This window comes from Neptuniibacter sp. QD57_21 (assembly GCF_047778075.1).
In the GTDB taxonomy this organism is placed as follows: Bacteria; Pseudomonadota; Gammaproteobacteria; order Pseudomonadales; family Balneatricaceae; genus Neptuniibacter.
Map to the genome: position 1 here is coordinate 1,726,254 of NZ_CP180549.1, position 23,666 is coordinate 1,749,919.

The 23,666-nt window shown below is 43.8% G+C and carries 18 protein-coding genes; 7 read left to right on the forward strand and 11 right to left on the reverse strand.

All coding sequences use genetic code 11. The features are described 5' to 3' along the window. Positions 1 to 90: 90 nt before the first annotated feature. The 8 genes from ACMXYS_RS07710 to ACMXYS_RS07745 form a co-directional block, all read right to left on the reverse strand. Entirely contained in the window at positions 91 to 1,146 is a 1,056-nt protein-coding gene (locus tag ACMXYS_RS07710; RefSeq protein ID WP_415898145.1) for a DUF3549 family protein, read from the reverse strand. A gap of 102 nt (positions 1,147 to 1,248) precedes the next feature. Further along, on the reverse strand, positions 1,249 to 2,430 hold the full coding sequence (locus ACMXYS_RS07715; protein ID WP_415898146.1) for a diguanylate cyclase domain-containing protein: 1,182 nt from the start codon (positions 2,428 to 2,430) through the stop codon (positions 1,249 to 1,251). A gap of 126 nt (positions 2,431 to 2,556) precedes the next feature. Further along, positions 2,557 to 2,796 carry a hypothetical protein gene (locus ACMXYS_RS07720; RefSeq protein WP_415898147.1) on the reverse strand — a complete coding sequence of 80 codons (240 nt, stop codon included), beginning with the start codon at positions 2,794 to 2,796 and terminating at the stop codon, positions 2,557 to 2,559. After that, positions 2,793 to 5,930, reverse strand: coding sequence for an efflux RND transporter permease subunit (locus tag ACMXYS_RS07725; protein WP_415898148.1), 3,138 nt, complete (start codon positions 5,928 to 5,930; stop codon positions 2,793 to 2,795). Before ACMXYS_RS07725 ends, ACMXYS_RS07720 begins: the two co-directional genes overlap by 4 nt. A 3-nt stretch (positions 5,931 to 5,933) precedes the next feature. Next, positions 5,934 to 7,022, reverse strand: coding sequence for an efflux RND transporter periplasmic adaptor subunit (locus tag ACMXYS_RS07730; RefSeq protein WP_415898149.1), 1,089 nt, complete (start codon positions 7,020 to 7,022; stop codon positions 5,934 to 5,936). Positions 7,023 to 7,214: 192 nt separating this feature from the next. Next, positions 7,215 to 8,495 carry a TolC family outer membrane protein gene (locus tag ACMXYS_RS07735; protein WP_415898150.1) on the reverse strand — a complete coding sequence of 427 codons (1,281 nt, stop codon included), beginning with the start codon at positions 8,493 to 8,495 and terminating at the stop codon, positions 7,215 to 7,217. 14 nt (positions 8,496 to 8,509) lie between these two features. After that, entirely contained in the window at positions 8,510 to 11,560 is a 3,051-nt protein-coding gene (locus ACMXYS_RS07740; protein ID WP_415898151.1) for an efflux RND transporter permease subunit, read from the reverse strand. 2 nt (positions 11,561 to 11,562) lie between these two features. Next, positions 11,563 to 12,645 (reverse strand): efflux RND transporter periplasmic adaptor subunit, encoded by a 1,083-nt coding sequence (locus tag ACMXYS_RS07745; protein ID WP_415898152.1) that lies wholly within the window; start codon positions 12,643 to 12,645, stop codon positions 11,563 to 11,565. A 265-nt stretch (positions 12,646 to 12,910) separates the two neighbouring features. Here ACMXYS_RS07745 and ACMXYS_RS07750 point away from each other — a divergent pair, with 265 nt between their 5' ends. Both ACMXYS_RS07750 and nudC read left to right on the forward strand, forming a co-directional pair. Beyond that, the gene (locus ACMXYS_RS07750; RefSeq protein WP_415898153.1) at positions 12,911 to 13,447 is read left to right on the forward strand and encodes a GNAT family N-acetyltransferase; all 537 of its coding nucleotides are present in this window, start codon (positions 12,911 to 12,913) and stop codon (positions 13,445 to 13,447) included. A gap of 217 nt (positions 13,448 to 13,664) precedes the next feature. Beyond that, the gene (gene nudC, locus ACMXYS_RS07755) at positions 13,665 to 14,426 is read left to right on the forward strand and encodes an NAD(+) diphosphatase (protein ID WP_415898241.1); all 762 of its coding nucleotides are present in this window, start codon (positions 13,665 to 13,667) and stop codon (positions 14,424 to 14,426) included. Between the two features lies 1 nt (position 14,427). On the opposite strand, the gene ACMXYS_RS07760 is transcribed toward nudC, so the two are convergent. Further along, positions 14,428 to 14,769, reverse strand: a complete 342-nt coding sequence (locus ACMXYS_RS07760) for an SCP2 sterol-binding domain-containing protein (RefSeq protein WP_415898154.1) — start codon at positions 14,767 to 14,769, stop codon at positions 14,428 to 14,430. Positions 14,770 to 14,858: 89 nt separating this feature from the next. Here ACMXYS_RS07760 and sohB point away from each other — a divergent pair, with 89 nt between their 5' ends. From sohB to ACMXYS_RS07785, 5 genes are all read left to right on the forward strand, one after another. Beyond that, positions 14,859 to 15,920: a protease SohB gene (gene sohB, locus ACMXYS_RS07765; protein ID WP_415898155.1), complete on the forward strand. Its 1,062-nt coding sequence runs from the start codon at positions 14,859 to 14,861 to the stop codon at positions 15,918 to 15,920. Positions 15,921 to 16,158: 238 nt separating this feature from the next. Continuing rightward, positions 16,159 to 16,818 (forward strand): TetR/AcrR family transcriptional regulator, encoded by a 660-nt coding sequence (locus ACMXYS_RS07770; protein WP_415891547.1) that lies wholly within the window; start codon positions 16,159 to 16,161, stop codon positions 16,816 to 16,818. A gap of 4 nt (positions 16,819 to 16,822) precedes the next feature. Continuing rightward, positions 16,823 to 17,302: a L,D-transpeptidase family protein gene (locus ACMXYS_RS07775; protein WP_415898156.1), complete on the forward strand. Its 480-nt coding sequence runs from the start codon at positions 16,823 to 16,825 to the stop codon at positions 17,300 to 17,302. Between the two features lie 5 nt (positions 17,303 to 17,307). Further along, a complete protein-coding gene (nagZ, locus tag ACMXYS_RS07780; RefSeq protein ID WP_415898157.1) occupies positions 17,308 to 18,315 on the forward strand; it encodes a beta-N-acetylhexosaminidase in 1,008 nt (335 codons plus the stop codon). Next, positions 18,312 to 19,427 (forward strand): mechanosensitive ion channel family protein, encoded by a 1,116-nt coding sequence (locus ACMXYS_RS07785; RefSeq protein ID WP_415898158.1) that lies wholly within the window; start codon positions 18,312 to 18,314, stop codon positions 19,425 to 19,427. Before nagZ ends, ACMXYS_RS07785 begins: the two co-directional genes overlap by 4 nt. 61 nt (positions 19,428 to 19,488) lie before the next feature. Here ACMXYS_RS07785 and ACMXYS_RS07790 read toward each other — a convergent pair whose 3' ends face one another. Further along, positions 19,489 to 20,217: a CsiV family protein gene (locus tag ACMXYS_RS07790; RefSeq protein WP_415898159.1), complete on the reverse strand. Its 729-nt coding sequence runs from the start codon at positions 20,215 to 20,217 to the stop codon at positions 19,489 to 19,491. Next, positions 20,214 to 23,666 (reverse strand): transcription-repair coupling factor, encoded by a 3,453-nt coding sequence (gene mfd / locus ACMXYS_RS07795; protein ID WP_415898160.1) that lies wholly within the window; start codon positions 23,664 to 23,666, stop codon positions 20,214 to 20,216. Before mfd ends, ACMXYS_RS07790 begins: the two co-directional genes overlap by 4 nt.

Sequence of the window (23,666 nt, forward strand, 5' to 3'; positions counted from 1 at the left end):
GTAGCTTTATGAAAAATAAGGAGAAACTACCGGAAGGTAAAATGGCTGAAACGTCTTTGGCTCATGCAGACAATTTCAGCCGTGTAAAGATTACTTAAAGTTAGAACCGAACATTTCGCCAATGGCTTGGCTTAGGGCTTCGCTACGGTCTTCGTTACGGAATTGCATTAAGATAAGTGCACGTAGTGCAGGCATAAACATCAGATCAGACAATACGCGAGAGAAGCCTGCTTGGCCTGCTTTACCAATGGCCAGCTTTTCTAAAAATAAGTGAAGTGTAGCTGGCTCCTGTAGCGTTTCGTGGCAACGCGTTGCTATTGAAACGATTACTTCCGCTTCTAAAGCATAATCGCTTTTAAGAATCTTATTGATGATCTCTTGTTTTCTAGGCGTATTACGTGCATTTGAGATGCCGCGAGTAATGGCTGCGATGTGATTGGCGCTCGCTGTTCCACGATCTAAAGTTTGTTCCGCACGTAAACTTAGTGCTTCAAACAGTTGGTGATCAGGTTCAATGCTTTCCACGCAGGTACACAGTACTTCGAAAGGCACATCCGGTAGTAGCGGGATCGCTTTTGCTAACCGCTTGCTGTTATTACTTTTTTCATGGCGAACAACCAGATCAGCAATACCTTGATACCCTAGGGATTGCCAGTTATCAAAACCGATTTGCCCCGAAAAATACTGTTCTGCATGTTCATAGTATTGTGAAGCAGGTTCACTTGATGCCAGCGTTGAATAGGCATGGAATAGTGCCATTTTTTCCTGATCAGGCTTAAATGAGAAGGGGTTATCTTTCAAAGCATCCTCTGGCATCTCACCTGTTTTTTCATGCTGAAGGATGCCACCTGCATTCTTAAGTAAGCGGCTAAGTAGGTCATCGCGGACTGCTTGAATTAAAAAGCCTTGTTCATCTAAAGGCAGTTTTAGAAACCAAGCCGCACCTTGCTCTTTATTCTTAGGGTTCCAGATCATCAATGCTATCCATGCGTGCTGTAAATATGGATAGGGGTAAGGTGTTTGTTGATTCTCTATCTTTTCAAATTGTTCTGTCGAGAGTTTTTGTACACGACGGCCCATATCGAAAAAACGGACTTGACCGCCACTCTGGCGAAGAAGTTGAGATAGTGAAGAAATATCAGACATGATGAGCACCTTAAGAATCAGGGCCGCAATTTTAGCAGTTCTGAGGGGGGTATCAATATAGATCAGAAGTGCTCATTCTTTCGTTAGGGGGTATGTTGATTATTAAATAATATAAAACTGATTTTTACCCATCTTTTTGGCTTGGTACATTGCTTTGTCAGCTAAGGTAATAGCTTCTTCTGCATTTATATCCTCTAAAGAGTAGATATATAAACCTATGCTGGCAGATAGGTTTGTAGTGCTTTCTCCTATGGGAAAGTCTTCACTAATAATTCCTAGTATCTTTTGAATTACGGCGATAGCTTGTGTGGAGGATTCTATTTCTGACAATATAAGTAAAAACTCATCGCCACCTAATCGGCCCAACATATCCGAGCCCCTGATCACTTTGGATATTCTGTTTGAAACGTCTTGAAGACACAAATCTCCTGCGTCATGACCATAGGTGTCGTTGATCGGTTTAAAGTCATCAAGATCAATAAAGATGATGGCTACCTTATGTTGCTTACGTTTTGCTGCGGCGAGAACAATATCAAGTTGGTGAAGTAGAAAACGTCGATTGGGGAGGCCGGTTAGGTTGTCATGACAGGCTAAATGGCGAAGCTCTTGATTGGCTATTCTAATCATTTTGTTCTGCTTCGAGGCCGTAACCATGACATAGACGGCAAACAAAAAGCCTCCCGATATTATCAGTACCATCCTTGTGATCAGTTCAGACAGTAGTCCTTCCATTTTGTGAGCAGAGTCTTGCCAAATATCTTCATTCTGCACTTGTTGCAATGTGATAAATTGATCCAGAAAACCTGCAATAGTGGTTTTGTCTTTTAGTACTTTGCTTAGTTCTAAACGAAAATTTTGAACACGATTATCTGTCAGTAGCTCTGAGAATGTTCGTAATTCCGGAGTTCTATTTGCAGCTTGTTTATCTAGCTTGGCAAGAATACTTTGTTCAGGGTGATCTAGCTCAGTGTTTAAAAGAGTTAAACGCGATTTGTGATATTCACTACCCTGACTATAAAACGTATTAAATAACTGTTTGCGGTCTTCTGGGGTTTCAAGCAAGGTCATTTGCCAGAGAAGAATTGCTCTTTCTCGAACTGCAGCCCGCATGGCCATAGCAGCACGTAGCTGAATGTCGTTGTTGTTGCTGGCAGTGGTTAAATCAGCGCGTAAATTGGCATATTGTTGGTAGGAAAAAACGGAGGTATAGATAAACGCTAGAAAGATAGCGCTGAAGCCAATCAGATAGAAAAAGAATCTAAAGCCTGATCCCTGCTGTTCCATGTCTTTTCGCCAGTTATATGGTGCATAACATCTAACAGTCTAGTTGATTTTAATTTGTTCGGGATTTGGGTGTGAAAAGAGAGCTTGGGTGAGTAAGCGGGGCTTCCTCACCCAATAAAATTTTTCTTATTTCTTACATTCACCAGCTACAACAAAGCTGACCTCAGTTCTAGCACAAGCAGAACAGCTGTTGGAATAGGTTTTGGTTTTACCGTCTGAATGATGGCCGCAAGCAGGTGTGTAATCCATCGTGCACATTTGCGGGCGTGGTTCTTCGCAGACTAGAGCACCTTTAGGCATGGTCGGCTTGGATTGGCAGCCGGCTAGAAGCAGAGCTGTAAAGCCCGCGATTAAAAATTTAATCATGCAGAATCTCCTGGTTGGGCATTGTCTGATGTAGATTTTCCTTTAACTTTTTCACGTAGGGTCTGCATTGCTACGAATAGGGCTGGAATAAAGAATATGCCGATCACTGTCGCAAGAAGCATACCGCCAAACACAACAAAACCTATAGATATACGACTAGCAGCACCTGCACCAGAAGCCGTTAGCAAAGGCATTACACCTAGAATGAAAGAGAATGCCGTCATTAGGACAGCACGATAACGCAGGTTTGCCGCTTCATTAGCTGCTTCGATAATTCCTTTGCCTTCTTCTCGCAATTGCTTAGCAAATTCCACAATTAGAATGGCTGATTTACTAGCAAGGCCAATTAGCATAACCATACCTATTTGAGCATATAGGTTGTTGGTTAAACCCGGGATCAGCCAAAGAGGAAGAATCGCGCCTAAAATTGCGACAGTAATAGATAACATGACTGCTACAGGAATGGTCCAGCTTTCATATTGTGCAACGAGGAATAGGTAAGCGAATAGAATAGCCAGCGATATGATAATAATGACAAAGCCGCCCGCTTCTTGTTCCTGTTGGGTACTACCTGTCCATTCAAGGACATAACCATCGGGCAAAGTGTCTTTAGCGAGCTGTTCCATGAGCAAGATGGCGTCTCCCGTCGCTATACTTGGAGCAAGTGTGGCTGTTATAGCTGCAGAGCGTGATTGATTATAACGAGTTAATGATTGCGGACCAAGAACCGGTTTTACTTCTACAAGTGCGCTGATTGGAACTAAATGGCCTTGATTGCTCTTAACATTTAAGCTGTTTAGATCGTCGATGTTGTCTCTAAATTCAGAATCCGCTTGCAGCATAACGCGGTAGTTGCGGCCGAATATATTAAAATCATTAACATACTGAGTCCCAAGTTGAGATTGTAACGTCCCAAACAGGTCACTCATTGAAACACCTAAGGAGAGCGCTTTGTCTCTATCTACTACTAATTCTAATTGCGGAACATTGGCAGAATAGGTGGAGTAAACACGGTCAAACTCTGCTTTCTGGTTCGCTGCAAAGATGAGTGAATTCGTCGCGCGAGCAAGTTCCTGAGGCGATCCATTTTTAAGATCCAACAGGATTGCTTCTAGACCAGCCGCATTACCCAAACCTGGAATCGGTGGGGTAGGGAAGGCCATAATATTGGCACCTGGAATCGCCGCTAACTTCTGATTGAGCTCTCTTAGAATTTTGTACCACACCATTTCGGGCGCAGTACGCTCATCCCAATGGGATAGCACGGGAATTGCTAGTGCAGCATTTGGTGCTGCACCACCTAAGATACTAAAGCCTTTGATACCAATACGGTTTTCTACGCCTGGCTGTTCCTCAAGTATTTTGTCGATCTGGGCGACTATTTCGTCGGTACGGTTAAGTGAAGCTCCATCAGGTAGCTGGACGTTAACAAAGAAGGCGCCGTTATCTTCATAAGGAAGGAAGCCCGTGGGCGTGGTGCTGAACATGTGGTAAACACCACCTCCCATAGCAGCCATCAGCCCCATGCTTAACAGTAAACGTTTATTTAGGAAGTTAACTTTCTTTACATAGCCTCGACGAGTCCAGTCGATTAACTGATCGAATTTTTTAAATACTCCAGTCGGTTCAGTAGCTGGTTTTAGAAGAAGTGAGCAAAGCGCAGGGGAGAGCGTCAGGGCATTTAGTGATGAGAAGCAAACTGCTACAGAGATAGTAACCGCAAACTCGGTATACAATTTACCGGTAATACCTGGCATGAAGGCTACAGGGACAAATACAGCTAGCAGTACTAGGGTTGTCGCGATCACTGGTCCGATAACTTCTTTCATCGAGACAGTGGTTGCTTCTTTGGCTGACAAGCCTTCTTGCATATGACGTTTGACGTTTTCAACGACAACGATTGCATCATCTACCACAATGCCGATTGCCAAGATTAGGGCAAATAGAGAGATGGTGTTGATGCTAAAGCCGAGTACCGAAAGCACAGCAAAAGTTGCGATCAATGAAACTGGAATGGTGGCTGATGGAATCAGAGTAGCGCGCCAATCTGCAAGAAATAGGAAGGTAACCAGTACTACCAAACCAAAGGTAATAAATAGAGTCTCGACTACTTCTTGCAGTGACGCTTTTACTGAAAGCGTTGTGTCATAGAGAATTGCGTATTCCATATCATCAGGGAAACGCTCACTTAGACGTTCAAGTTCAGCATAGACATTATCAGCAACCTCCAGTGCGTTTGCTCCTGGGCTTTGATAGATAGCTACGGTCGCTGCTGGGTTGCCATTCATAATGGAAGAGGCGCTGTAGCTTTGTGAACCTAGTTCTACTCTTGCCACGTCGCGTAGACGAACAGAAGCGCCGTTGTCACCCGTGCGAAGGATGATGTTCTCAAACTCTTCTACTGATTCTAAGCGGCCTTTAGCGCGTAGGTTGTATTGGAACTGTTGGTTTTGTGTAAGCGGTGGTTGGCCAATAATACCTACAGATGCTTGGATGTTTTGTTGAGAGATAGCGTTGCTTACGTCTTTAGGTGAAAGCCCTAGCGCTTTTAGGCGGTTAGGGTCTAACCAAACTCGCATACCGTAATCCATTGGGCTGAACTGGGAGGCAGAGCCTACACCATTAATTCGCGCCAAAGCATCTTGTACATATAGCGTTGCGTAGTTACTTAAAAATAGTTCGTCGTACGTATTTTCAGGTGAATATAGGTTAATCACCAATAGCATGTTAGTTGCTTGTTTCTTAGTTGTTACGCCTTGGCGAACAACTTCTTGCGGTAAAGACGCTTCGGCTAAAGCCACACGGTTTTGTACATTGATGGCTGCTTGATCAGGATCAGTACCGACTGCGAACGTGATATCTAAAGAATAGCTACCGTCGTTAGCTGATGTAGAGGACATGTACAGCATATTGTCTACACCGTTGACTTGAGCCTCGATAGGCGTAGCCACGGCTTGTTCAACCACTTCGGCATTGGCGCCTGGGTATTTAGCTTTGACCTGTACTTTTGGTGGTGTGATATCTGGGAACTGAGCTACGGGTAGACCGTAGATCGCCAATCCACCGGCAATCATCAACACAATGGATATGACCAGAGCAAACTTAGGCCGATTGATAAAGAAAATCGAGAACATGGTTTACTCCGCTACCGCATTAACTTGAATGCCCGGTTTAACCTTTTGCAGCCCTTCAGTGATGATCAGATCACCTTGATCTAGACCTTCGAGAACTTGCCATTTACCTTCGACTTGAGGCCCCATTTCTACCCGGGTAACCGTCACTTTATTCTGCTGATTAACCTCAAGTACAAAGTAGCCATCACGATCACGTTGAACGGCAGATTGCGGGATTTGAATGCCTATTTCCGGTTGTTTCCTCTTAATTTCAACGTGTACAAATTCACCTGGTAACAACAGGTATTTAGGGTTTTCGAAACTAGCGCGGAGCGTGATTGTATCGGTGTTCGGGTCTACTTCGGGGGAGATAAAATCGAACCGACCTTGTTCTTCATACACACTGCCATCGGACAAAATCAAACGAGGTGCAACGGGAGGGTTATCTAAATCTATCCCTTTACGGCGCGCGTCTAGCATCAGCTTTTCACTCACTGCCATTTCGACATAGACCTCATCGATTTTTACCACTGTAGCTAATACGCCGCTTTCAGGGCTGATCAAATCGCCTACAGAAAAATTCGCTTTACCGATACGACCACTAAATGGTGATTTAATCTCGGTATAACTAAGGTTGAGTTCTGCTTTCTTTAATCCGGCTTCTGCTTTTAAAACTTGTGCGCGGGATTGATCTCGGTCTGCTACCGCCTGATCGACTTGAGATTGCGAAGCTGCTTTGCGTTTGCGTAGCTGGCTTACACGATTGAGGTTGGTTTGCGCATTCTTTAATCCTGCTCTGGCAGAAGCTAGATCAGCTTCAGCTTGCTTTAGCGCGATTTCATAGTTAGCTTTTTCTACCTTAAATAGCACCTGATCAGCTTCGACATCGCGACCTTCTGTAAACAAGCGGTCTTCTAAAAAGCCAGATACGCGCGCTAATAGATTCACTCTTTGAGTTGCTTCAATACGACCAACGAGTTTAAAAGTTGGGGTTAAATCTGAAGTTTGAATCTTATGTACTAACACGGCAGGTAAAGGTTTCTCGTTAGCATTAGCTGTGAAGGGCGTCGTTGCAAAAGCGGTAAGAAGTGTGGCTAAAATGATCTGTTTCAAAACTAGCTCCTTTGAGAAACGGTAATCCTAGGTACAAATTGGATTAAATTAGGTGCGCTTGATTTAGTTAGCAGCTTTTTGATGCTTACAACTAACTATATCTATAATTTATGAATAGATTAAATATTCATTTACCCATACAGGCCCTTAACGAATAACGGGTGCTTTAGCACCCGTTATTGTTATAGCTGATTAATTAAGCCAGCTGTCGAGCTCATTTATATCTTCAGGGTTAAGTGTGCCTAGTTGTTGCTTGAAGGTGATGAGGTTCTGTACAAAGTCGAAACGGGCATTGGCGTAATCGCGTTGCGCTGCATAAAGCTGCTGCTCCGCTTGAAGTACATCAACCACATTACGCGTACCTACTTTGTAACCTTCTTCAGTAGCTTCTAAAGCGGTTTGGCTAGATTTAATACTCTGGTTCAGCGCTTGAACGCTTAAAGCGCCGGTACGTAAATTACGTAATAGGCTTCGAGTTGTTTGAGTCACTTCGCGAAGGGTGTCTTCACGGTTAAACTGATTTTCTATTAAGCGCTGTTCCAGTTCTCGACTGCGTGAACTCACTGAACCGCCGGAATAGATTGGTACGGATAGCGATAAACCGATAGAAGAGGTATCAGTACTCTCATCACTGAAAGCCGTTCCGTTATCGTAATCGTAATTGGCTGTTAGGCTTAGAGTTGGGTAGTGACCTGCACGGCCTGCTTTAGCAGCTTGGCGTGCAGCTTCAGATGAACGATCTGCAAGTTGAAGTGCCAAGTTTCCTTGCCAAGCTTTTTCTAACCAAGGTTGGGCTTGCACAGGAACGGGTTCTTCAATTGGGTACTCTTCAGATAATTGACCTACTGTATCAAACCCTTGGCCTGTTAGGCGCTCCAAGGCTTCGTAACTATTTTCTAAATCACCTTCTGCGGCAATACGGGCTACTCGAGCATTGTCGTATGAAGCCTGCGCTTCTTGTACGTCGGTATTTGCGATCAGGCCGACATCATATTGAGCATTAACTTGATCCAAGCGGCGTTTGATTGCGCGCTCTTGAGCTTCAGATGTTTGTAGGTCGCTTTTCGCCCTTAGAACCCCAAGATAAGCTTCTACGGTACGGTTGATCAGTGTTTGCTGTTCCAGTTCAAACTGCAGCGCAGCTTGTTCAGAGATCACTTGGCCCTGTTTAAAGGTAAACCAAGAAGCCGCATTAAATACCGGTTGGCTAAGGGATAGGGTGTAGCCATGGTTATTATAATCTGCTGTATCTGAATCAATCGTAGTTGTGTTGGCGCTTAAATTAACATTAGGCAATAAGCTAGAACGATTTTGGATTTCGATCTCTTTGCCAGCGTTAAATGAAGCTTGTGCTGCTTTTAACTGTGGATCATTAGCCAAAGCGAGTTGGTAGATATCTGCTAATTCACCTGCAGAAACGTTGCTGACAGCCAGAGAAAGGCATGAAACCTGAAAAAGCTGCTTTATATTCATAAACTTAAATATCCTTAAACTTGTTCTGGCTGAACTTCCTTGAAAGTTCGCTTACCTAAGTAACTATATACGGTAGGAATGACAAAAAGGGTCAATAACGTTCCGAATGTCATACCGCCAACAATAACCCAGCCGATCTGATGGCGCGATTCAGCACCTGCGCCCACAGCGATAGCCAAAGGAACAGCCCCCAATACTGTTGCACCCGTGGTCATCAGTATAGGGCGTAAACGCAAAGATGCTGCTTCTATTATCGCGCTACGCAGATCTCGCCCTTGATCTTGAAGCTGATTTGCAAACTCTACGATCAGAATACCATGTTTAGTTACCAGTCCAACAAGGGTAATTAAACCGATCTGACTATATACGCTGAGAGAGCCGCCACTGAAATGTAGCGCAAAAAGTGCACCAAACACCGCAGGTGGTACCGATAGCATAATAATCATCGGATTTTTAAAACTTTCAAACTGAGCAGCCAGTACTAAGAAGACGACAATCAATGCCAGTGCAAACGTCACTTGCATACTACTGCTTGATTGTTTGAATTCTCTGGAAGGGCCTGTGTAATCATAGGTTGCTTGTGGTGCTATTTCTTGAAGGCTTTGCTCAAGGAAGTTGAGCGCTTCACCTAAACTGTAACCAGGCGCTAGCTGGGTTTGTATCTTGACTGCCTTAACTTTATCAAAGTGATTAAGTTCTCGTGGTGCAACGGTTTCACGAAGTTCTACAAGGTTTGAGAACTGAACCATTTCGCCGTTTTGGTTGCGCATGTATAGATCGGTTAAGTCGCTTGGATCACGGCGCTGTTGATCATCAACTTTTACGATAACTTCGTACTGTTCACCAGCACGTTTAAAGCGAGTGACTTCGCGGCCAGCCATGTAACTTTCTAGGGTTCGACCCAGATCGGCAACATCGACGGACATTTCGGATAACTTATCGCGTTTCACATCGATCTGGAATTCGGGCTTGTTAAGTTTGAGATCTGAATCAGGTTGAGCGAAGCCTTTATTATTATGGATCTTCGCCATCAACTGATCGGTGATCACTTTCAGGTCGTCATAAGTACCATTGGTTTTAACGATAAATTCAACCGGGCGTGAAATAAAGCTCTGACCCAAAGACGGTAAGTTAAGAGAGAAACTCATAATCCCTGGGATACCGCCGTATAGCTTCGGCGTTTGTTCTTGGCCAATTGCTTGCTGTTTACGATCACGATCTTCCCAACGTTCTAAGCCTTGGAACACCATGGCATTAGTTTCAGACGGGAACCCGACCACCGCAAAGTAACGGACTGTTTCTGGGGTTTGGCTGATAGTAGCTTCAATTTGGCGTGTATAGCGATCAATATAATCAACCGATGCACCATCAGGAGCGATAGCAAAGTTTAGAATCGTTCCTCTATCTTCATAAGGCGCGAGTTCCTGAGGCAGCTGAGTATAAAAGTAAGCTGCGCCACCAAAACTCGCAGCCATAATAACAATTGCGAGTAGGCGAGAGCTCAGTAGTTTATTCAGTAACGCCTGATAACGATTGGTAATGCCTTGAAGAAAGCTTTCTATCAGATTAAAAATCGCACTGTGTCGCGTTTCATGTTTTAGCAATCTCGACGACATCATCGGCGATAGGGTCAAAGCCACAAAGGTTGAAACTACCACTGCACCGGCAAGTGTTAGGGCGAATTCTGTAAATAGCTTGCCTGTTCGCCCTTCAGAAAAGGCAACAGGTGCAAATACGGCTACCAGCACTACTGTTGTGGCTAATACAGCGAAGCCAATCTCTTTAGCGCCTTTAAAGGCTGCCTGAATCGGAGTTTCACCCGCTTCTACATGTCGATAGATATTCTCCAGCATCACAATGGCATCGTCTACAACTAAACCGATCGCTAAGACCAGTGCGAGTAGGGTCAAGGTGTTAATGCTGAAATCCATCCAGTACATCATCGCAAATGCACCCACTAAGGAGAGAGGGATGGTAACCACCGGAATCAGGGTTGCGCGGATATTACGTAGGAAGAAAAACAGTACTAGAACAACTAATATGCCTGCTTGGATCAGCGTGGTATATACCGATTGAATGGATTCATCGATAAAGACTGAAGAGTCATAAGCCACCTCAACACTCATACCTTCTGGCAATGTAGGACGAAGCTTGTTTAATTTTTCACGAATACCCGAAGATACATCTAGCGGGTTAGCTGTAGATTGTTTTACTACACCTAATGCGACCGCGCTTTCACCTTTATAGCGGGTGATACGTCTAACATTTTCGGGTGCGATTTCAACTCTTGCGACATCTTGAATACGTACAGGGTAACCATCTTCATTACGAATAATTAGCTGTTTAAAGGCTTCTATATCATTAACGTCGGTTCTAGCAAGTATAGTGAACTCACGTTCTTTACTTTCGATACGGCCAGCAGGAATCTCAATATTCTGACGGCTAAGCGTTTCTTCGATATCTCTAGGAATAACCTTGAACGCAGCCATACGAGCAGGATCTAGCCAGATACGCATTGCGTATTTGCGTTCACCGAAGATAATAACGTTGGCCACTCCAGATACGGTCTGTAGCTGATCCTTCACCTGTTGGTCGGCGACATCCGATACTTCCATGATGTTATGGCGATCAGAGTTGAAGGCAAGCCAGATAATAGGTTGCGCATCGGCTTCTGTTTTCGCCACCACCGGTGGGTCAATATCATCGGGTAGTTGACCGATGACACGACTTACGCGATCTCGTACATCTGCCGCGGCAGAATCAGGATCGCGATCTATTTTGAAGGTGATACTGATCTGCGATTTCTCTGTTCGGCTAATCGAGTTCATAAAATCTATGCCCTCAATACCAGATAGGGAGTCTTCTATGATTTGAGTAACTTGTGTCTCAATTATCGATGCACTGGCGCCGGGGTAGGTTGTTTCAACGGTAATTACCGGTAGATCGATTTTTGGGTACTCTCGAACGGTTAACCGATCATAAGCTAGTAGACCTACCAGTAGTACCAGTATGCTCATTACCGTCGCTAATACTGGGCGTTTAATACTGATTTCAGACAGGATCATAATTATTTATCCTGTCCTGCAGTTTTATTTTCTTGAGCCTGTGCTTCTTCTTGGGCCGGTTCAGCTATAGCTGGCTGTGTGCCATCGGTAAAGATCGGTGTTACAGGCATGCCCGGGAACAATTTAATTTGTCCTGCGGTAATCAAAACCGATCCTTCGTCAAGACCTGAGATGATTTGTACAATACCTGGACGGCGCTGACCTAGAGTAACTGGGGTCATGGCCACTTTACCTTCTTGAACTGTCATCACGAAAAAGCCGCCATCTTTAGGAATGATAGCTTGTTCAGGTATAACCACGGTTGTTTGTTGATCGACTAGTAGGTCAACTTGCGCAAAAAGGCCTGGGCGCAATTTGCCTTCAGTATTTGGAATTTGCGCACGCACCTGAATGTTGTGGGCGCTACTGTCAGAGCTTGGAGATACCGCGTATACCTCACCTGCGATTTGTTCGCCCGGTAAAGCATCGACTTTGATGTTAAGTTGACGGCCCGCCTGTAGCTCGGATAGATAAATCTCAGGCACACGGAAATCTAACTTCATTGTGCTTAAATCAGTAAGCTCGACCAAATCTTCACCCTGATTGACATAATCGCCAGGGCTTACCAAACGCAAACCTGTAAAACCGGTAAAGGGGGCGTTTAAGGTCATCTTATCTAAACGTGCTTGAGCTAATGCTTCTTGAGCCTGATCGACACGAAGTTGGGCTAAGGTGCTGTCACGTTCTTGGACAGAGCCGACTTTTTTCTTTAATAGGCTTCGAGCACGGTCATAATCTGTTCTGCTTAATTGGACTCGAGCTTGTGCCTCTTTTAACTCAGCCACATAGATAGAGCTATCTAGCTTAAATAGCGGGGTTCCTTGCTCAACTTGCTGACCTTCTTTAAAAAGAATCTTTTCTATACGACCGTCTTGTTCTGGACGAAGCATAATAGATTCATTGGCTTGAAGTGTACCAATGGCAGAGATCTTCTTATCCAGTGTTTGAGTTTTGACTGTCACTACCTCAGCAGGCATACCCTGAGCGTTGACTTGAAAAGCAGCCACACAAAGCATAAATACAGCCAGATAATTTTTCTTAAACATAGGAAGTCCGATCTTATTCTTTAGAAGTAGGGAAAGCCTATTCTAAAGATCTGTATTCAGTTAACAATGTAATAATGTGTAAAGAATTGAAAATTCAGTTCGTAAAAGTTTAGGTGATGAGATTTGCTTAGAGATGGTTTTGCCTACTTACACAGGAACACGCTATACATAATAGATTGTTAGCTTGTTTCAAGTGTATGGAACAGATTTAAATAATCATTTTTGTGAGATTCACTGAATGTTTTAACAATGCCTGAGGATTGAAATGGAAATATCAAACTATCAGTCTATAAATTCCGAAGATATTATTGATTTATACCAAACTGCATTCACTGATTCTGCTGGCGAAGGTGAAGGCCTAGTTCTGAAAACATTGGTTACTAATTTGATCGACCTTACACCAGCTGATGAATTGTTAGGTTTTGTTGTAGTAGATAAAGATTGCTTGATAGGGGCAATTTTCTTCAGTCGTTTCTTTATTAGGGATGATATCAAAGCTTTCTTATTGTCCCCTGTTGTCGTTGCTACAAAATACCAAGGGCAGGGAATTGGTAAACAACTCATAGCATTTGGTCTGGAGCGACTAAAGTTAAATGGTGTGAATTTGGTAATAACCTATGGCGATCCTAATTTTTACTCCAGGGTGGGATTTCATCAAATAACGACAGATCTGATTAGGCCTCCTTACCCTTTAACTCAACCTGTTGGTTGGATGGCTCAGAGGCTTGATGGTTGTCAGTTATCACTTATAGCTAAAGAAACAAGGTGTGTTAAAGCTTTCTGTGAAAAACGTTATTGGTAGTATTATTTGACTTATTTGGTTGAGTTCAAACTGGTTGAATGAGTTATTAATCGGACCGTTTTGATCATGCTGAGTGTTGGTTGGTCCTTATTAGAATGATGGATTCGATTGTCGGTAGGTTTTCTATAAAACAAAAAATTGTATCTTTTGTGAATGTGAATCCACTTAATGTGCGGTTGAAAATATTTAATGCATAAGAAGGAGGTGAAGCTTGGGTGTGGTAGATGCCAGCTATTTCTTGGCAATTGGTGAATCGTTGGTTTGTGATCACAACGACAGATTTTTATTCTCCAATGCTGAACTTGAAAGTTTAAATATAGATATATGTTTTGATCTTCCTAATGTATCTGAAGGTTTCTACTGCGTTGCGATTTTAAAAAATTTAGATAAGTCACAGCTTAAGAGGTCGGCATGCTTACGCGAAGCGTTATCAAAGACTGAAACAGAAGATGAGTTCGCAGTTTTGTCTGCTGCAGCTCAAGTGGTAACTTGGCATGCTTCGTTTAAGTATTGTCCACGCTGTGCAACTGAACTGATGATGGATGAGATGGATCTTGCCAAGGTTTGTCCATCCTGCGGACATCATCAATATCCACGCTTATCGCCTTGCATTATCGTTTTGGTTCGCAACGGTGAAAAATGCCTTTTGGCGCATTCCAGCAAGTTTAAATCTGGGCGTTATAGCACCTTGGCAGGCTTTATCGAAGCGGGGGAATCTGCAGAGCACGCGGTTGAGCGCGAGGTGATGGAAGAGGTAGGCATTAAGGTGAAAAACATTGAATATGTTTGTAGTCAATCCTGGCCTTTCCCGCACTCGTTTATGCTTGGCTTTATGGCTGATTATAGTGAGGGTGAAATCACACCTGACGGTGAAGAGATTTTAAGCGCGGATTGGTTTAGCGTTGATGATCTACCTACCATTCCACCCAAATTTACTATCTCGAGACAGCTGATTGATAGGTTTATCAAAGAGAGATAGCTTATTTATCTGTTTGCTTTTCTCGGCTGAATAGTTTGCCAAGTTTAGTTGCTAACATGATGTTGCCTTCTGCTCTTAACTGACCCGAAAGGAAGGCGCTCATACCATCTTTTTCACCGTTAATTACACTCACCATTGTTTCTGCTTCCATGATCAGGGTGACGTTTGGATCATCATGATCACCTGTTAAGACGTTACACTGACTCTCTTTTATTTCGATGTAGAAGTTTTGGTCGTCTTCTAATTCAAATTGAAATACGGCCTCAAGGTCAGCAGCATTTTGAGAAACAAATCGACTCGGTAATTTTTCAACAACTTTGCTTACAGATATCTCTTGGCTCATTACTGCGTTATCTCAAACGGGTGGGTAAAAGGAGGATTTATGATACATTAGCGGTCCTTCTACTTATAGTTTATTTCGGAGTTTTCTCTGTGGTTGAATTTTTCAGTGAATACGGCCTGTTCTTGGCTAAATCAGTCACCATTGTTATTGCCATAATTGCGGTTGTTGCAGGTATTGCTGTTGTTTCTTCTCGTTCTCGTAAAGATGGCCATCAAGGTGAAATTGAAGTAACTCACTTTAATGATGAGCTTTTAGATATGAAGGAAGCGCTTGAAGATGCGATTCTGGATAAAGAAACGCTAAAAGCGATGCAGAAAGAAGAGAAAAAGAAAGAAAAAGAAGAGAAAAAGGCGCGTAAGAAAAACCCGCCGAAAGAAGATGAGACTCGCCGTAAGCGTATCTACGTTTTGGATTTTGATGGTGATGTGAAAGCAAGTGAAGTTGAACCTTTCCGTCAAGAAGTGTCAGCGGTTTTGATGATGGCTGAGCCGCAGGACGAAGTAGTTATTCGTCTAGAAAGCCCTGGCGGTATGGTGCATGAGTATGGTCTTGCGTCTTCTCAAATTGAACGTATCAAGCGTAAAGAGATTCCACTAACGATCTGTGTAGATCGAGTTGCAGCCAGTGGCGGTTACATGATGGCGTGTTTGGCGGATAAACTGATTGCAGCGCCATTTGCTATTGTCGGTTCTATCGGTGTGATCGCTCAGTTGCCGAACTTTCATAAGCTACTTAAGAAAAACGATATTGATTTTGAAGTGCTAACTGCAGGTGAATACAAGCGTACTTTGACTGTGTTTGGTGAGAATACTGATAAAGGTCGTGAGAAATTTAAGGAAGAGTTAGAAGAAACGCATGAGCTGTTTAAGAGCTTTGTTCACGAGTACCGCGACGTTGTTGATATCGATAAGGTGGCTACAGGTGAAATTTGGTTTGGCAAACAGGCGCTTGATGTCAACTTAGTTGATGAGTTGATGACATCTGATCAGTACTTAATGGATGCGTCAGATGAGAGTGATATTTTTGAAGTTCGTTACGAACAGAAGAAAACGCTACAAGACAAGATCTCTGATATGGCAGCGGATTCTAGCGATAAGGTATTAACAAAGTGGTGGAGCCGTTTAACGCGCCAAAACATTATTAATCGCTAATCTATTTGGCTGGGGAGGTGATTCCAAGTGAGCACCTCCTTAGTTTTTATCCTTTCATTTTCTATTCATTTCTTTTTGCTATTCTTCCTACCTGATTCAACGACCAGTTGTACTTAATACTTAGTTTCATAAATTGGTAGTAAACAAAGATTTACCCGTAATAATGACTTGATTTAATACAGGTGATTATCGTTATAATTCATTCTTCATTTGTTTGAAACGCTGGTTTGGAGTACTGATGCATCACAAGGGAACATCGGCAAGTATTGTGCAGGCTGCTGAAACATTATTTGCTGAGCAGGGGTTTGCTGAAACAACTGTTCGTCAGATAACCAGTCGAGCAGACGTTAACTTAGCAGCTATCAACTATCATTTCGGTTCGAAAAAAGGCCTGATTCAGGCCGTTGCTGAAAAGTTTCTAGAACCCTTGTGCGATGAGCTCGGCATGATGTTAGATCAGCGTCTGGCTAATGCGGATGGTCAACAACCTTCGCTCGAAGAGCTTTTAGAAATGTTGATGCGCGCTTTGCTTTTGGTGAACCGCGACAACGTTAATGCACTATCTGTATTTATGCGGCTGTTAGAGCTGTCTTATATGAAGAATCAAGAAGAGTTGCGCGATTTCTTGATCGAACGCTATAGTGAGAAAGTTCAGCCTTTCATTAAACTCTTACGTCAAGATTCTGCCCCGATGGAAGATGATGAGTTCTTCTGGAGACTTCATTTCCTTCTTGGTTCTATCACTTTTACTCTGTCGAACTTCCACACGTTAAATGCGATTGAAAAACGCGAGTTCCAAGGGAGTGCAGAAGTAGAGCAGATCCTACATAGAATGATTCCTGTTTTGTCTGCTGGCCTTCAGGCGAGAGCGGATAAAACTTATTTCTGCCGTTTGTAATCCTATGCTCTGTATTAGAGTATCTATCGCTCGACAAACATTGGAACTGTCGAGCGGCAACAGACTGCTGCAGAGCTATTCCATTTCTACTGCGCTCAATGGTCCGGGCGAACAAAAGAATAGTGGTTGTACGCCCAGAGGTCGTCACTACATTCGTGCCATGATTGGTTCGGACGCTCCAGAAAACGCTGTTTTTATTGGTCGACGCCAAACTGGCGAAATCTATTCGCAAGAGCTGGCTGAGGCTTATCCTAATCGAGATTGGATCTTGACACGAATTATGTGGCTATCCGGTCTAGAAATCGGTCGTAACCGCTTAGGTCAAGTTGATACTATGCAGCGCTATGTCTACATCCACGGTACGCCTGACACGGAACCAATGGGAGTGGCTAAATCTCATGGGTGTATACGGATGAGAAACAGCGATTTGATTGAACTGTTTTCTAAAGTATCAGCCGGTACATCTGTTTTAATTGAAGAATAATCTCTATGTCTGAAGTTACCCTGTTTCTAGACCTTGAAGGTACGGAATTAACCGCTGAAGAAAAGGATCTTCTAAAACATCCTTACATCGGTGGCGTTATTTTATTTGCACGTAATACAGAATGCGCAGAGCAAGTTGCGGCGCTTGTGGCTTCTATGCGAGCGATTCGTGAAGAGTTGGTGATCAGTATCGATCAAGAGGGTGGTCGAGTTCAGCGTTTGAGGCAGGGAGTTACAGTGCTACCTCCCGTCAAAGCTATTTCGAAACGATTCTCAGGGTCTTTAGAGGGCGTTATTACCGCAAAAGAGCTTGGCTATCTGATGGCGGCAGAACTGCGTCAGCTTGATGTCGATCTAAGCTTCGCACCGGTTTTGGATGTCGATTATGGGCGTAATACGGTAATCGGCAATCGTGCGTTTGGTGAAGACTATGAAACAGTTACAGAAATCTCTACTGCGTATATAGAGGGTATGCGTTCAGCAGGCATGTCAGCTACAGGTAAGCATTTTCCAGGTCATGGTTGGGCGGATGCTGATACTCACCATGCGGATGCGATCGATGGCCGATCTTTTGATGAGTTATGGAAGACCGATATGGTGCCGTTCAGGCAGGCGGTTGATAATAATTTAGAGGCGATGATGTTCGCTCACGTGCATTATCCTGAATGTGATTCTTCTCCAGCGGGTTTTTCTTCTTTCTGGTTGGATGAGACTTTGAGGAAGAAAATGGGCTTCGGTGGAATTATCTTTAGTGACGACCTGAGTATGAAAGCAGCCCATAGTGCAGGTGGTTATGCGGAGCGTGCTGATAAGGCGGTAGCTTCGGGTTGTCAGGCGTTACTTTGTTGTAATGAGCGCCAAGGTACATTGGATATTCTTAGGTACCTAGAAACGTCTGATCTCAAACCTCTACAAGAGATATCGTCTCTTAGAGGTAAAGAGTGGAATAGGGATGAGGAGCGTTTGGATGCTGCTCGCTTACTTGCGAACGATTTGCTGGATGTAGCGTTATGATCGATATGTTAAATCAATTATTAACTAAACATTTTCCTGATTATAGTGATTCTGCATGGATCATCTTATCCATAGCGGTGTGTGTGATTGCTGTTGTTGCTGATCTTGTTGCGCGCTCAACAATCAGTCAGCTAATGAAGCAAGCCGAGAAAACTAAAATCCTTTGGGACGATGTTTTTCTTAATTCATTTAGCCGACCGGCACTCTTTTTAATCTGGTTGGCGGCAGGGTATTGGTTAATTCAGCTATTCGAGCAGAACTTTGCCATTGAAGTGCTTGGTGATGATAACCCGTTACCTAAGCTGGTTCCTGTCATTCTCTTAGCCTGGTCGTGCTTGCGCTTCCTGAAGCGTTTGGAGCAGGTTCTGGTAATGCCAGACCGTATGAAAAAGCCTATGGATCCAACTACGGTTGGGGCTTTGGGTAGGCTTCTACGCTTAATTGTCTCAATTATCATCGTTCTGATCATTATGCAGAGCTATGGCTACAGTATCTCAGGTATTCTGGCGTTCGGTGGTATCGGTGGTATTGCAGTTGGTTTTGCTGCTAAGGATCTTCTGGCTAACTTTTTTGGTGGCTTGATGATCTATCTTGACCGTCCATTTAAAGTGGGTGACTGGATTCGTTCACCTGATCAACAGATCGAAGGCACCGTAGAAGATATAGGTTGGCGCCAGACTAGAATTCGTACATTCGATAAGCGCCCTTTATACGTGCCAAATTCTACTTTCACCAATATCTCTGTAGAAAACCCATCACGTATGACTAACCGTCGTATATACGAATATATTGGTGTTCGTTACGATGATTCTGCCCAGGTTCTAGAAGTAATCAAAGCGGTCAAAGCGATGCTGCGTATGCATCCCGAGATCGATCAGCAGCAAACCTTGATTGTTAACTTGGATCGATTTGGGCCATCCTCGCTAGATTTCTTTATCTACACTTTCACAAAGACTACTGATTGGATTCGATTCCATGAGATTAAGCAGGATGTCATGATGCAGATTATGCAGATTGTTGAAGAAAAGGGTGCTGAATTTGCTTTCCCAACGACGACTGTTCACCTGAGTGGTGAGTTGCCTGAGTTGGTTAAGGCATCTGAAAGGAATTGATATTTACTTTCCGAAAAAAAAACCGGCATTTGAGCCGGTTTTTTTATGAGTGAAGAACGAATTAAAGTGGTGTGATCTCGACCAAAATGCCCATTAGAGGGTGATCGATATAATGCAGCTCTTTAGATTTCATGCGTCTTGCTTGATTCTGGTGAGCAGTCACAACTTCGGGAATCATAGGGAAGGAGGAAGCGGTCTCAGCTATTACTTGGGTTGTTTGAGTTGTCTCAGATTTTACTTCGCTATCTCCTTGCATGGTAAGCATAGCTTCGGTCTGAGTTTCTTCTGCAGTAACTGCTTGAGCATTGTTGTTAGGCGCAACCAGTTGGCTAATATAAAGGTCAGGGCGGAAATGTAAGTATCGACCACGACCAACTGCAATATGTCCCTCTAGCTCTTGCATACCATTATCTAAAACACGGCCTGCACTGATTTTGATAGGACGAGGGTTCTGGGTATGTGATACTGGTTGCATCCAAGCTTCATGGAAAAGAACCCGATAGTCTCCGCTATTATTTAATCGATTTTTAACGCTTTTAAGGCTGTGGCGGCTGGTAGGAAGGCTTTGGTACGCAGTTGGATTTTCACCAGTCCCAGGTTTACCTTTAAGTGCTACGGCGCGATCACGCAATGGGATTTCATTGATCTCTGGCCAGAATTCCTCGTGGATTGCCATCGGATCATTGTTGGCAAAAATAATAACCTCAACTTTATACCAGCTGTTGGCAAATGCACTGCTGCTGAAAATAAATATTAAGGGTAGGAATATCGCTTTTAGCATTATCTTCATGATGTTTTAACTGCCAGATCACTCATAAGGCGTTCTACCGCTTTAAAGCGTTCTTCGGTTTTCTCCATATCTAAACTGAATCGCAGTTTGTCTGCGCCCTCAAGTTTATATTTTTGTGGCTGATTTTGAACCATTTTTACTAAAGTTAACGGATCTACTTTCGCATCAGTGGCAAATTCGATTCTGCCAACCTCGCTACCAGCATCAATTTTAACAATATTCATGGCTTCGGCGCGTAGTTTTAACTCAGTTAGCCTGAAGAGATTCTTAACCTGATCGGGTAGCAGCCCAAAGCGATCAATCATCTCTATTTGTAGCTCTTTGAGTTCGGTGGCTGAGTTGGCGTTAGCGATACGCTTGTACAAAATTAATCGGCTGTGAACATCTGGTAAGTATTCATCAGGAATCAGCGCGGATAGATGTAAGTTAACATCAACACCTTGCTTTATCGGCTGATCCATATTTGGTGTTTTGCCTTCTTTAATGGATTCAACCGCTTGTTCTAGCATCTCCATAAATAGGGAGAAGCCAACCGTTTGCATCTGACCGCTTTGCTCTTCACCCAGTAATTCACCCGCACCTCGGATCTCTAGATCGTGCGTTGCAAGGGTAAAGCCTGCGCCAAGGTCGTCTGCGGACTCGATCGCTTCAAGACGCTTGATGGCATCTTTAGTCATCGCCTTCTTATGCGGTGTCAATAGATAAGCATAAGCTTGGTGGTGTGAGCGTCCTACACGACCACGTAGCTGATGAAGTTGGGCTAGACCAAATTTATCGGCGCGATCGATAATGATGGTGTTGGCGTTAGGTACATCGATACCGGTTTCGATAATGGTTGTACAAAGCAAGATATTGTAGCGCTTGTGGTAGAAATCGGACATGACCTGTTCGAGTTCACGCTCACGCATTTGGCCGTGACCGATACCGATGCGCGCTTCTGGAACAAGTATTTGTAACTCTTCTGCTGTTTTCTCAATGCTCTTAACTTCGTTGTGTAGGTAATAAACCTGACCGCCACGAAGTAGCTCACGCAGAATAGCTTCTTTAACTAGGGTTGTATCGCGATAGCGAACAAAGGTTTTAACGGAAAGTCGTTTCGCTGGTGGTGTTGCAATGATCGATAGGTCGCGAATGCCAGACATCGCCATATTTAGCGTACGAGGTATCGGTGTTGCGGTTAATGTCAGGATATCAACTTCAGAGCGAAGCGATTTCAGGCGCTCTTTCTGTTGAACACCGAAGCGGTGTTCTTCATCAATAATCACTAAGCCTAGATCTTTGAAATTAATGTCGCCAGATAGAAGTTTATGGGTGCCAACAATGATGTCGACACTACCGGCTTCTAGCTTATCTAGGATGGTGCTTTGCTGCTTACCTGTTCTAAAACGTGAGATCAGCTCGACATTGACCGGCCAGTCAGCAAAACGGTCTTGGAAGTTCTGGTAGTGTTGCTGTGCGAGTAGTGTGGTAGGTACAAGAATAACGACTTGTTTGCCGCTCTGTACTGCCATAAATGCTGCGCGCATAGCAACTTCGGTTTTACCAAAACCAACGTCACCACATACCAAGCGATCCATAGGCTGAACTGCAGTCATGTCTCGAATGACATTTCCAATGGCTGCGGCTTGATCCGGTGTTTCTTCAAACGGGAAGGTAGCTGCAAACTGCAAGTACTGCTCATCAGGGTCGCTAAACTGGAACCCGATACGCGAGGCACGTCGAGCATAGATATCAAGTAGTTCGGCTGCTGCATCACGCGCCTTTTCAGCTGCTTTACGTTTAGCTTTCGTCCATTGCTCGGTGCCAAGTCGATGCAGTGGTGCGTGTTCGTCACCAGCGCCGGTGTAACGACTGATCAAGTGAAGCGCAGATACTGGTACGTACAGCTTTGCTTCATCTGCGTATTCAAGTGTTAGGAATTCGTTGGTTTGACCTTCGAGCTCGATAGTCTGTAAACCGAGATAGCGTCCTACACCGTGATCTAAATGAACAACAGGTGAGCCTGGATTTAGCTCTGATAGGTTGCGAATAACCTGATCATTCTGTTCCTGTTCTTTGCTCCGTCTACGACGCTGGAATACTTGGTGGCCAAATAGTTGCGTCTCAGTGATGATGTGTAGTTGACCTGAGATCGATAGGCCTTGCTCCAGTGGGTATTCCGTAATCGCTAGATCATAATCAGACTCACAGAATATTTGCCAGTTATCTACTTGGTTAGGCTTAACATTAATACGTGCGAGCAGTTCTAATAGTGCTTCACGACGACCTGCTGATTCGGCACAAAATAAAACGGCACCATCGCGCTCCGCTAAAAAGCCTTGTAATGCTGTTAGTGGCTCTTTTAGTTGCGAGTTTACCGGTAGGGAAGGTGGTTCGGTGCAAGGAAGGTTGCTACGACCTTGCTTCTCTTCAATAGACGCGTTAGATAGGCTGATGCGTCCATATTGCTTTAATGCTGAAAACAGTTCACTAGTGGAAATGAACAGTTCGTTTGGAGACAGTACTGGATTAGTAATGTCGTGACGTCGCTGTTCATAACGCTCATTAACTTCTTGGGCGAATAGTTCTGCAGTTGCTTCAAGCTCGCTATCGACAATAATCTGTGTTTGTTCAGGCAGTGAAGCAAACAGAGAGCTGCATTCTTCAAAGAATAGAGGCAGATAATACTCAATACCCGGTGAGGTCATACCATCAGAGATGTTGGTGTAGACAGGACATTGTCTGTAATCAACATCAAATCGCTCACGCCAACGAGATTTAAAACCGCTAATAGCACGTGTATCGAACGGAAACTCTTTAGCTGGCAGTAAATTTATTGCGTCGATCTGCTCAATTGATCTCTGCGTTTCTGGATCGAATGTTCTGAGTGTTTCAATCTCATCATCGAATAGCTCAATTCGATAAGGGTAGGGACTACCTGTTGGAAAAAGATCGATGATGGAACCACGGAAGGCAAACTCGCCATGTTCCATAACTGCGTCGACTGAGTGATAGCCTGCATCAACCAGTTGCTTACGTAAGTGTTCAGGGTTAATGGTTTGTTCTAGTTTTAGATCAAAACAGTTAGCGGCAATAAAATCAGCGGGTGCTGTTCTATGCATTAACGTACTTAAAGGTACGATCAATATGCCTTTACTTAGATTGGGTAGCCTGTTGAGCGTAGAGATACGTTCAGAAATGATGTCCTGATGCGGAGAGAACGTATCGTAGGGCAGTGTTTCCCAATCTGGGAATGAAAGAATTTCTTGTGAGCTGCTATCACTGGAGAAGAAACTTACTTCATCGTGTAACCGGTTCGCTGTGTTTGTATCGTTGGTTATGACTAAAGTAAAGCCATCAAACTGCTTTGCTGCATCTGTTATTAATAAGCCGGTACCTGCACCATAGGCTTGTCCGATCTGCTTCTTATCGCCGGGGCCTGTGGGTAGAGAGTAGTTCAGTTGCAGCAC